General features: G+C 40.2%; 9 protein-coding genes and 1 other annotated feature. Of the genes, 1 reads left to right on the forward strand and 8 read right to left on the reverse strand.

Annotated elements, in window-relative coordinates; genetic code table 11:
- The 8 genes from rpoC to RT405_RS02385 all read right to left on the reverse strand — a co-directional run.
- The coding region (gene rpoC, locus RT405_RS02350) for a DNA-directed RNA polymerase subunit beta' (RefSeq protein WP_313467275.1) at window positions 1-2,849 on the reverse strand (2,849 nt) is incomplete at its 3' end.
- 229 nt (window positions 2,850-3,078) lie between these two features.
- Entirely contained in the window at window positions 3,079-6,651 is a 3,573-nt protein-coding gene (gene rpoB / locus RT405_RS02355) for a DNA-directed RNA polymerase subunit beta (RefSeq protein WP_313467227.1), read from the reverse strand.
- A gap of 304 nt (window positions 6,652-6,955) precedes the next feature.
- Window positions 6,956-7,567 (reverse strand): class I SAM-dependent methyltransferase, encoded by a 612-nt coding sequence (locus RT405_RS02360; protein ID WP_313467229.1) that lies wholly within the window; start codon window positions 7,565-7,567, stop codon window positions 6,956-6,958.
- An 84-nt stretch (window positions 7,568-7,651) separates the two neighbouring features.
- A complete protein-coding gene (rplL, locus tag RT405_RS02365) occupies window positions 7,652-8,017 on the reverse strand; it encodes a 50S ribosomal protein L7/L12 (RefSeq protein ID WP_313467231.1) in 366 nt (121 codons plus the stop codon).
- Between the two features lie 87 nt (window positions 8,018-8,104).
- Complete coding sequence (gene rplJ / locus RT405_RS02370; protein ID WP_035031065.1) at window positions 8,105-8,605, reverse strand: 50S ribosomal protein L10; 501 nt, start codon at window positions 8,603-8,605, stop codon at window positions 8,105-8,107.
- Window positions 8,606-8,664: 59 nt separating this feature from the next.
- Window positions 8,665-8,792: a sequence feature (ribosomal protein L10 leader region), on the reverse strand.
- Between the two features lie 60 nt (window positions 8,793-8,852).
- Complete coding sequence (rplA, locus tag RT405_RS02375) at window positions 8,853-9,545, reverse strand: 50S ribosomal protein L1 (protein ID WP_192988152.1); 693 nt, start codon at window positions 9,543-9,545, stop codon at window positions 8,853-8,855.
- Window positions 9,546-9,642: 97 nt separating this feature from the next.
- The gene (gene rplK, locus RT405_RS02380; RefSeq protein ID WP_313467235.1) at window positions 9,643-10,068 is read right to left on the reverse strand and encodes a 50S ribosomal protein L11; all 426 of its coding nucleotides are present in this window, start codon (window positions 10,066-10,068) and stop codon (window positions 9,643-9,645) included.
- A 130-nt stretch (window positions 10,069-10,198) separates the two neighbouring features.
- Complete coding sequence (locus RT405_RS02385; protein ID WP_313467237.1) at window positions 10,199-10,669, reverse strand: hypothetical protein; 471 nt, start codon at window positions 10,667-10,669, stop codon at window positions 10,199-10,201.
- 185 nt (window positions 10,670-10,854) lie between these two features.
- On the opposite strand from RT405_RS02385, the gene RT405_RS02390 reads away from it, so the two are divergent.
- On the forward strand, window positions 10,855-11,351 hold a 497-nt coding region (locus RT405_RS02390), incomplete at its 3' end, for an NRDE family protein (RefSeq protein ID WP_313467239.1).

An 11,351-nucleotide genomic window follows, 5' to 3' on the forward strand; every position in this document is an offset into this window, starting at 1 on the left:
GTAATATCGTCTCCGGCAACCCCACCAGTATGGAATGTACGCATGGTTAATTGAGTACCAGGTTCTCCGATTGATTGAGCAGCGATGGTTCCGACTGCTTCACCAACTTCAACTTCTGAACCGGTTGCCAAGTTACGACCATAACAATACTTACATACACCGTGTTTTGTATTACAAGTGAATACAGAACGAATCGTAACTGATTCAATTCCAGCATCTATGATTTGTTTAGCAATATCTTCTGTAATGATTTCATTGTTCTTGATAATCACTGAACCGTCTCTAGGATCGAAGACTGTTTTACGAGTGTAACGTCCCAATAAACGTTCTTCCAATGTTTCAATGATTTCATTGCCTTCTTTAATTGCCATGATTTCTAATCCACGGTCTGTACCACAATCTGTTTCACGAATGATTACATCTTGTGCCACATCTACTAAACGACGTGTCAAGTAACCTGAGTCAGCCGTTTTCAGAGCAGTATCGGTCATTCCTTTACGAGCTCCGTGAGTAGAAATAAACATTTCTAAGACAGATAACCCTTCACGGAAGTTAGAAGTGATCGGCAATTCCATGATTTGTCCATTCGGAGCAGCCATCAATCCACGCATCCCAGCAAGCTGAGTAAAGTTGGAGATGTTACCACGGGCACCAGAGTCACTCATCATGAAGATCGGGTTGCGGTCATCTAAACTTTCCATCAGTTTGATTTGAATACGGTCTTTAGCAGCATTCCAAATATTAATAACACGTTCATACCGTTCTTCGTCTGTAATCAAACCACGACGGAATTGTTTGGTGATGTTTTCTACTTCGCCATGTGCTTCATCTAAGATTTGTTGTTTTTCTTCCAATACTACAATATCAGCAATTCCTACTGTGATTCCGGCGATTGTTGAATATTTATAGCCTAAATCTTTCATCTTATCTAGCATTTTTGAAGTTTCAGCAATTTTGAAACGTTTGAATACTTCAGCAATGATGTTTCCAAGATTTTTCTTCTTGAATGGTTTGATCAATTCTTGTTCTTTAATATGAGCAGGAATATCTGTTCCAGCTTCAACAAAATATTTGTCTGGCGTAGCCACTTCAAGATTGCTTTGTGTCGGTTCATTCAGGTATGGGAATTCGCCTGGCATGATTTCATTGAAGATCAATTTACCAACCGTTGTGATCAGCATCTTGTCTTTTTGCCATTCAGTAAATGGTTTTTCAGGAATATCTACTGCACGAATACCGATCCGTGAATGTAGATGCACATATCCGCTGCGGTAAGCAATCATCGCTTCATTTAAGCTGCTGAATGTCATTCCTTCGCCTTCACGTCCTGCTTCTTCCATTGTTAAATAGTAGTTCCCCAAGACCATATCTTGAGAAGGTGTAACAACTGGTTTTCCATCTTTTGGATTCAAGATGTTTTGAGCAGCTAGCATCAACATGCGTGCTTCAGCTTGAGCTTCATCGCTTAAAGGAACGTGAACGGCCATTTGGTCACCATCGAAATCGGCATTGTATGCTTCACAAACTAATGGATGCAGACGAATCGCTTTACCTTCTACAAGGACTGGTTCAAAAGCTTGGATACCTAGTCTATGCAATGTTGGTGCCCGGTTCAACAGAACAGGGTGTTCACGGATAACTTCTTCTAGAATAGCCCAGATGGCATCATCTTGACGATCGATTTTACGTTTTGCGTTTTTGATATTGCTGGCAATATCACGCGCAACTAATTCACGCATAACAAATGGTTTGAATAATTCAATAGCCATTTGCTTTGGTAAACCACATTGGTACATTTTAAGTGTTGGTCCAACAACGATAACGGAACGGCCTGAATAGTCAACACGTTTTCCTAACAAGTTTTGACGGAAACGACCTTGTTTTCCTTTTAGCATATGTGACAATGATTTCAATGGGCGGTTACCTGGTCCAGTAACTGGACGTCCGCGACGGCCATTATCGATCAAAGCATCGACAGCTTCTTGCAACATCCGTTTTTCATTTTGGACGATAATATTTGGAGCCATTAAATCTAATAGACGTTTCAAGCGGTTGTTACGGTTGATTACACGACGGTATAAATCGTTTAAATCACTTGTTGCAAAACGTCCGCCTTCTAATTGAACCATTGGGCGTATTTCTGGCGGGATAATTGGAATAACATCCATAACCATCCAAGATGGTTGGTTGCCTGAATGACGGAATGCTTCCAAGATATCTAAACGGCGAATAGCACGCGTACGTTTTTGACCTTGTGCTGATTTTAATTCTTCTTTTAATTCAGCTACTTCTTTTTCCACATTCACATCGTTTAATAATTGCTTAATGGCTTCTGCTCCCATTTCAGCTTGGAATTCATTTCCATATTGCTCACGACGTTCGCGGTATTCTCTTTCAGTCAGCAACTGTTTCTTTTCCATCGGAGTATTACCAGGTTCGATTACTACATAAGAAGCAAAGTAAATAACTTCTTCAAGTGCACGAGGGCTCATGTCTAATACAAGTCCCATCCGGCTCGGAATTCCTTTGAAGTACCAAATATGGGTAACAGGTGCTGCTAGTTCGATATGACCCATCCGCTCACGACGTACTTTTGAACGAGTAACTTCTACGCCACAGCGGTCACAAACAATTCCTTTGTAACGGATACGTTTGTATTTTCCACAAGCACATTCCCAGTCTTTTGAAGGTCCGAAAATACGTTCACAGAATAAACCGTCGCGTTCAGGTTTTAATGTACGATAGTTAATGGTTTCAGGTTTTTTTACTTCTCCATAAGACCAACTGCGAATCTTATCTGGAGAGGCCAAACCAATTTGCATGCTTTCAAAATTATTAACGTCTATCAAGGGGCCTACCTCCCTTTATTTTTGTTGAGCTGCCCTATCTGCTCTGTTTTATGGTTCATTACAAAATTCAGCAGAAATTTAAATTTCTGCTTGGATTTTTCGCATCTTATTAATTGAGCTATGCGGTCCAGACACTTGGCAATTTAGATAACTTTCGGCAATGCGCAGGATGCTCTTGCCTGGAAAGTTCCTAAAATTGCTGTGTGTCTATCGGGATCGCTTCGCATCTTTAGTCTTGTAGTCTTTCTTGTTCGGTTGCTTCTGCACGGATTTTTTCTTGTTCTTCAGCATATTTGCTCAGTGCATCGATGTTTACGATGTCATCGTCATCATCCATATCGCGTAATTCGATTTCTTCGTCATCTGGATTCAATACTTTCATATCTAATCCCAAGGCTTGTAATTCTTTCACTAATACGCGGAATGATTCAGGAACACCTGGTTTTGGAATCGGTTCGCCTTTGACGATTGCTTCATAAGTTTTCACACGGCCGACCACATCATCGGATTTGTACGTAAGGATCTCTTGCAGCGTATAAGCAGCGCCATAAGCTTCAAGTGCCCAAACTTCCATTTCACCAAAACGTTGTCCACCGAATTGAGCTTTACCACCCAATGGTTGTTGTGTAACTAATGAGTAAGGTCCTGTTGAACGTGCATGTAATTTGTCATCAACCATATGAGCCAATTTAATCATATACATAACACCAACAGAGATCCGGTTATCAAATGGTTCTCCTGTCCGTCCATCATATAATACGGTTTTCGCATCTGAAGACATTCCAGCTTCTTTAACAGTTTCCCAAACATCTGTATCGCTTGCGCCATCAAATACTGGAGTAGCAATGTGAATGCCAAGTTGGCGTGCTGCCATTCCGATGTGCAGTTCTAATACTTGTCCAATGTTCATCCGAGATGGTACCCCTAATGGGTTCAACATAATATCAACTGGTGTTCCATCAGGCATAAACGGCATATCTTCTTCCGGCATGATTAAAGAGACAACCCCTTTATTACCATGACGTCCAGCCATTTTATCCCCTTCATTGATTTTACGTTTTTGTACAATATAAACACGAACCAGCATGTTTACTCCTGGAGATAATTCGTCGCCGGCTTCACGCGTAAAGATTTTTACATCATGAACCGTTCCGCCACCACCATGTGGTACACGAAGCGAAGTATCACGTACTTCACGTGCTTTTTCTCCAAAAATAGCATGTAATAGACGTTCTTCTGCAGATAGTTCAGTCACTCCCTTAGGTGTGACTTTCCCTACTAACAAGTCGCCATCTTTAACTTCAGTTCCAATACGGATAATACCCATTTCATCTAAATCTTTTAATGCATCTTCACCGACGTTTGGAATTTCACGAGTGATTTCTTCAGGTCCAAGTTTTGTATCACGTGCTTCTGATTCATATTCTTCAATATGGATTGAAGTGTAAACATCATCTTTGACTAGACGTTCGCTCATAATGATCGCATCTTCATAGTTGTACCCTTCCCAAGTCATGAAGGCTACTAATGGGTTTTGACCTAATGCCATTTCGCCTTTTTCCATAGAAGATCCATCAGCTAAGATTTCGCCTTTTTCTACGCGATCGCCTTTAGCCACGATTGGACGTTGGTTATAACAAGTTCCAGCATTTGAACGACGGAATTTTGTTACCGTATATTTGTCTAACGCACCGTTGTTTTGACGAACACGAATTTCTTTCGCATCCACATACTCGACGATTCCGTCATTTTGACAAATCATTGCGGCACCAGAGTCTTTTGCAGCAACATATTCCATCCCAGTTCCAACTAATGGAGCTTGTGGTTTGATTAACGGAACGGCTTGACGCTGCATGTTCGCACCCATCAAAGCCCGGTTACTGTCATCATTTTCCAAGAAAGGAATACAAGCTGTCGCTACAGCAACTACTTGTTTAGGCGAAACATCCATATAGTCGACACGACTGATCGGAACTTCTAAGTTTTCTTCGACATAACGAGCCAGCACAACATCGTTTGCAAATGTGCCGTCTTCATTTAATTTGGCGTTTGCTTGTGCTACTACATAAGCATCTTCTTCATCAGCTGTTAAGTAATCGATTGTGTCGGTTACTTTACCTGTTTCACGGTCTACACGGCGATAAGGCGTTTCGATAAAACCAAATTTATTTACTTTTGCATAACTGGACAAGCTGTTGATCAATCCAATATTCGGACCTTCTGGCGTTTCAATCGGACACATACGGCCATAGTGAGAATAGTGAACGTCACGAACTTCATATCCAGCTCGGTCTCTAGTCAATCCGCCGGGTCCTAAAGCAGATAAACGACGTTTATGTGTTAATTCACCTAATGGATTGGTTTGATCCATAAACTGTGATAGTTGAGAAGAACCAAAGAATTCTTTGATAGCTGCTACAACTGGACGAATATTGATCAATTGTTGCGGTGTCACAGTCGCCATATCTTGAATGGACATCCGTTCACGAACCACACGTTCCATCCGAGATAAACCGATCCGGTATTGGTTTTGTAATAATTCACCAACTGAACGAATACGACGGTTTCCTAAATGGTCAATATCGTCTACATTGCCGATACCTTCTTGTAAATTAAAGAAGTAGTTCATAGATGCTAAAATATCAGCAGGTGTAGCATTTTTAATTTCTGTTGAAATTACGCCATTGCCAATAACATTTACGATTCGTTCAGGGTCTTTAGGAGAATATACTTTCACCACTTGAACCGTAACAGGCTCCGTTACAACTGCGTCTTCTGACGGGTAGTAAGTAACACTATTTAATCCTGCATCTAGGTAAGGATCTAAAATATCCATTTGATCACGGTCTAATTTAGTTCCTTCTTCAATCAGAATTTCTCCTGTTTCAGGATCAACCAATGTTTCAGCTAATGTCAAATTGAATAAACGAGTCTTTAAGTTTAATTTTTTATTTACTTTATAACGGCCAACATTTGCCAAGTCATAACGTTTTGGATCAAAAAAGCGAGCAGTCAGTAAACTTCTTGAGCTGTCTGCTGTTTTGGGTTCACCTGGACGTAAACGTTCATAGACATCTTTCAAAGCTTCTTCTGTCCGTGAATCACTTGCATTTTTGTGCAAGTCTTTTTCTAACGTTAAGCGCAAGCTTTCGTTGTCGCCAAAAATTTCAAGGATTTCATCATCTGAGCCAAATCCTAATGCGCGAACTAAAACAGATAAAGGAATTTTACGCGTGCGGTCGATCCGAACGTAAGAAATATCTTTTGCATCTGTTTCATATTCCAACCATGCGCCGCGGTTTGGAATTAAAGTAGTACCGAAGCCTTCTTTACCATTTTTATCTAATTTACTATGGAAGTAAACGCCTGGCGAACGGACTAATTGAGAGACGATAACTCGTTCAGCTCCATTAATAACAAAAGTACCCATATCCGTCATCAACGGGAAGTCACCAAAGAAAACTTCTTGGTCTTTTACTTCACCGGTTACTTTATTAACTAAACGTAATTTTACATAGATAGGTGCTGAATAGTTTGCATCATGAGAACGAGCTTCTTCAACGGTATATTTAGATTCTTGCAATTGGTAGTCCAGAAACTCTAATGATAAGTTCCCAGCGAAATCTTCGATTGGAGAAATGTCTTTGAACATTTCACGCAATCCTTCATCTAAGAACCATTGGTAGGAATTGGTTTGAATTTCAATCAAATTTGGAAGTTCTAATACTTCGCTGATTCGCGCGAAACTTCTACGTGTACGGTGTTTTCCGTAATTTACTAAGTGGCCTGCCAACCTGTTCACCCCTCAAAATGTTTTGAATGTGTCCGCAGCTGCCAAAATTCCCGTCCCAACAAGACATTACAATCACGTAACAAATATTATTGTTACGTGACATCTTGTTATTGACCTTATTTTTTGACAAAAAAAAACCAAAAGAGTCGTGAACTTTAAAATAAAAATCACATTTTCTTTTGTTTTTCTTTAAAAACCTAGTCTGGACAATATTTCAGAACTCGGTTATCTCTACTCGACACACTTACTGCATTAGATTATTTTACATTATTAAAACCAAAAAGTCAAGCACTCCTGACCGATTATAAACTCTTTAACTTACTTGTTTTTTGCTTTGGATAATCCAGTAGCCTTTTTCTTTACTGATGACCTCTGCGTTTCCAAAAGCTTCTTCCATTTTCGCTTTAGCACTCGGAGCACCTTGCTTTTTTTGAATGACAACGGTCAGCGTTCCTTGCGGCTTAAGCCGGTCAACTGCACCTGTTAAAATACCATGAACCACCGATTTCCCAGCCCGGATAGGCGGATTGCTGACGATAGCTGCAAAAGAATGTCCTTCTACTTGTTCATACATATCAGAAACATGGATATTGACATTAGTGATGCGATTATTAGAAGCATTTTGTTTCGCTAAATTAAGCGCACGTTCATTTACGTCGACCATTTCAATCGTCCGGTCAGTCGCTTCTTTCGCGAAGGCCAAGCCCATTGGACCATAGCCGCACCCCACATCCAGTATATCGCCTTCTATCGTTGAAGCTAGATCCATCGTTTCGATTAACAAACGAGATCCAAAGTCCACCGTTTTTTTCGAAAATACTCCTAAATCCGTCACAAATTTAAATGCTTGCCCACGCAAGGTATAAGACCAAGCTGATTGTTCGCTTGCAGCTTGCGGTTTATTCGTAAAATAATGATCCGCCATTTTACCCCTCCTTTAATTTACCTGTAGAAAAAAAGACACGCAGTGAACTGCGTGTCTTAAAAGTATTCTATCTAAAAGCGCTGATTATTTAAGTGTGATAGTTGCGCCAGCTGCTTCTAATGATTCTTTCATAGCTTCAGCGTCTTCTTTAGATACGCCTTCTTTAAGTGGTGCAGGAGCTCCATCAACTAAAGCTTTAGCTTCTTTCAAGCCTAAACCAGTTGCTTCACGAACTGCTTTGATAACTTTAATTTTTGCTTCTCCAACAGCTGTTAATTCAACTGTGAATTCTGTTTGTTCAGCAGCAGCAGTTTCTGCTCCGCCAGCAGCAGCTACAGGAGCAGCTGCAGTTACGCCAAATTCTTCTTCGATTGCTTTTACTAAGTCGTTTAATTCTAATACTGATGATTCTTTCAAATCAGCAACGATTTGTTCAATGTTTAATGCCATTGTTATTTTCCTCCATTTATATAGGTATAGGTTATTTGTGTGCATTTGTTCAGCTTGCTTTTTCAAACTGCCAAGATTGTTTCTCTATTAAGCAACTTCTTCTTTTGATTCTGCAACTGCTTTGATGATAAGAGCAGTGTTGCGTACAGGAGCTTGAAGTACAGATAGTAGCATAGATAGTAATCCTTCGCGATTTGGTAATGTTGCAAGAGCGTTCATTTCTTCTGCTGATGAAACTTTACCTTCGATTACGCCGCCTTTGATTTCCAAAGCAGGTGCTTCTTTAGCAAAGTCCGCGATGATTTTTGCAGGTGCAATTACATCTTCATCACTAAAAGCGATGGCTGTAGGCCCTTTAAAAACATCTTCCATTCCTGATAAACCGGCTGCTTCTGCTGCACGGGATAAAACAGAATTTTTGATAACTTTCATCACAATACCTGCATCACGTAATTGTTTACGTAAGTCAGTCACTTCTTGAACAGTTAAACCACGGTAATCCACTACGACAACTGATGCTGCGTTTTGGAAACGTGTTGTTGCTTTTTCAACAAGTAATTGTTTTTCTGCGATTGCTGCTTGACTCATTAAATTTTCACCTCCCGATCGATTGGTGGAATCTCTTCGTGTAGTTAACTTAAAAAGTCTTCATAACGTAAAAAACTCCATGTCACCGTAGACATAGAGGGAGTGTTGTATGCTTTCACATATCATCCTCGGCAGGAAATTAAGGCATAAAGCCACCTACTGTCTTCGGTAATATTTCTTAACCTAGACGATTTTATCAAGATAAGTCGTCCAGGTCAAGACATTTCTAATTCTTATTTCACAATTCTTAAGCGAATGTATTCACGTCTACTTTGATCCCAGGACCAAATGTGCTAGTGATTGATACATTTTTGATGTATTGTCCTTTAGCAGTTGACGGTTTTACTTTAAGCATTGTGTCATTGATTGTATTAAAGTTTTCTATTAATTTAGCTGCGTCAAATGAAACTTTTCCGATAGGAGCATGGACGTTTCCTGCTTTGTCTACACGGTAAGTTACTTTACCAGCTTTGATTTCGTTGATTGCTTTTGTAACATCCATTGTAACAGTACCTGTTTTAGGGTTAGGCATTAGGCCTTTAGGTCCTAGAACACGTCCAAGACGACCAACTTCAGCCATCATATCTGGTGTTGCTACAACAACATCAAAATCAAACCATCCGCCGTTGATTTTTTGAACAAGTTCAGCTTCGCCGACATAGTCTGCGCCTGCTGCTTCTGCTTCTTTAGCTTTTTCGCCTTTAGCAAAAACTAATACTTTTTGTGTTTTACCTGTTCCGTTCGGAAGAACGACTGCCCCACGAATTTGTTGGTCAGCTTTTTTAGGGTCAACACCAAGTCTGTATGCTACTTCAACAGTTTCATCAAATTTAGCAAAACTGGTTTCTTGTACTAAAGCTACAGCTTCTTCTACTGAGTAAAGTTTTTCAGCGTCTACTTTTTCTAGAGCTGCTAAATATTGTTTACCTTTTTTAGCCATGATTCATTTCCTCCTTGATTGTGGTTATAACGGTTTTACCTCCCACTTGATCCTCGTCTTTTTTCATACGAGAGACACTGAGAAGCGTGTTGCGGAATTAGCCTTCGACAACGAATCCCATGCTTCGTGCAGTACCTTCAACCATTTGCATAGCTGCTTCAACTGTTGCAGCATTTAGGTCAGGCATTTTTGTTTCAGCAATTTCTCTTACTTGTGCACTTGTAACAGTTGCAACTTTTTTCGTATTTGGTTCGCCAGATGCTTTATCAATACCAGCAGCTTTTTTAAGCAAAACAGCGGCAGGCGGTGTTTTTGTAATAAAAGTAAATGAACGATCTTCATATACAGAGATTACAACTGGTGTTAGTAAGCCGTTCAAGTCTTGCGTACGAGCATTGAATTCTTTACAGAATCCCATGATGTTTACTTGCGCTTGACCTAAAGCTGGACCTACTGGGGGAGCTGGACTTGCTTTTCCTGCAGGAATCTGCAATTTAACTAACTTAACAACTTTTTTGGCCACGAGACATACCTCCTTGAATGAGTCCGTGATGTGGTTAATGGGGCTAAGATTTCCCCTCCCACATTCTTTCATACGTCAAAACGTACCCACTGACTATATCATTTTTCTTACTGCAAGACAAGCCTAAATTTCACTTTTTTGTTTTTTCTGAACGAAATCGTTTAGCCGGCTCTTCTTTAACCTTCACTTCAGTCCTAATTGGCTCTTTTTTTCGTGTTTTTTTGACGGCACGTATCATTCCATATAAAACACCAACAATCACCGCATAAAAGAAAAAGAATACTAAAAAGCCCCACAACCCTATTGCTGCATCGGCGAATTCCATGTTCCCTCTATTGGTGATGGCTTGTTGGATCTCGATCGCAAACACCAGAACAACCATCAGCGTAAAAGTATAGATAAACGCTAAAATTGTTGTTTTAAACTTAAAGGTCTCGATCCATTTAAATACCAAATAGACCACTAAAAAGAGCCCCATTCCAATTAGGCCAATCACCCAAAAATGCAAGTCCTTGTCAGAAAGCTGAACACCGAACCGTTGTGCGATCAAATCATGGATATCATTAACTAAACTCGCTAAAAACAAGATGATTTGTTTCATCTGAATCTCCCACTTTCCCTATGACGAATGGCTAAATCAACGTTTGATTTTCATCGCTCAGTATACCATAGCCCCTAAAAAGAGGCAGAGTTTAAGCTCGTATTTTGCAATGCTTTCTTTTCCTGCGTATACTTAACCTTACTATAGTAATGCAGTAATGCCAGAAAAACAGGAGGAAAAAGCTTATGTGTTTACTTAACTTCCGGTTTCACGATCACCCTAAGTATAAGTTGATTCTTACCGCTAATCGAGACGAAGCTTATGACCGGCCAACCGCTGCAGCTCATTTTTGGGAAGATGCTCCAACTGTCTTAGCTGGAAGAGATTTGCTCAAAATGGGCACTTGGCTCGGCATAACCAAAACTAGCCGCTTTGCCGCTTTGACCAACTTCCATAATCCAGCGGTCGATACCAAAGAAAAAATTGTTTATTCGCAATCTCGCGGGAATATTGTTCGGGACTACTTGACATCAGAAACCTCCCCCGAAGCTTTTATATCGATGTTGCAAGAAAAACGGCTGCAATTCGATGGATTTAATTTGCTGATCGGTGATGCAGAAGAATTGTTTCATTATAATAGTGTATTAAATCAATTTACTCCTGTCTTACCCGGCACTCATGGATTAAGCAATGACACATTGGACACGCCTTGGCCTAAAGTAATAAGAGGCAATGAACAGTT

Origin of the sequence: Carnobacterium sp., from assembly GCF_032094055.1 — a bacterium.
In the GTDB taxonomy this organism is placed as follows: Bacteria; Bacillota; Bacilli; order Lactobacillales; family Carnobacteriaceae; genus Carnobacterium_A.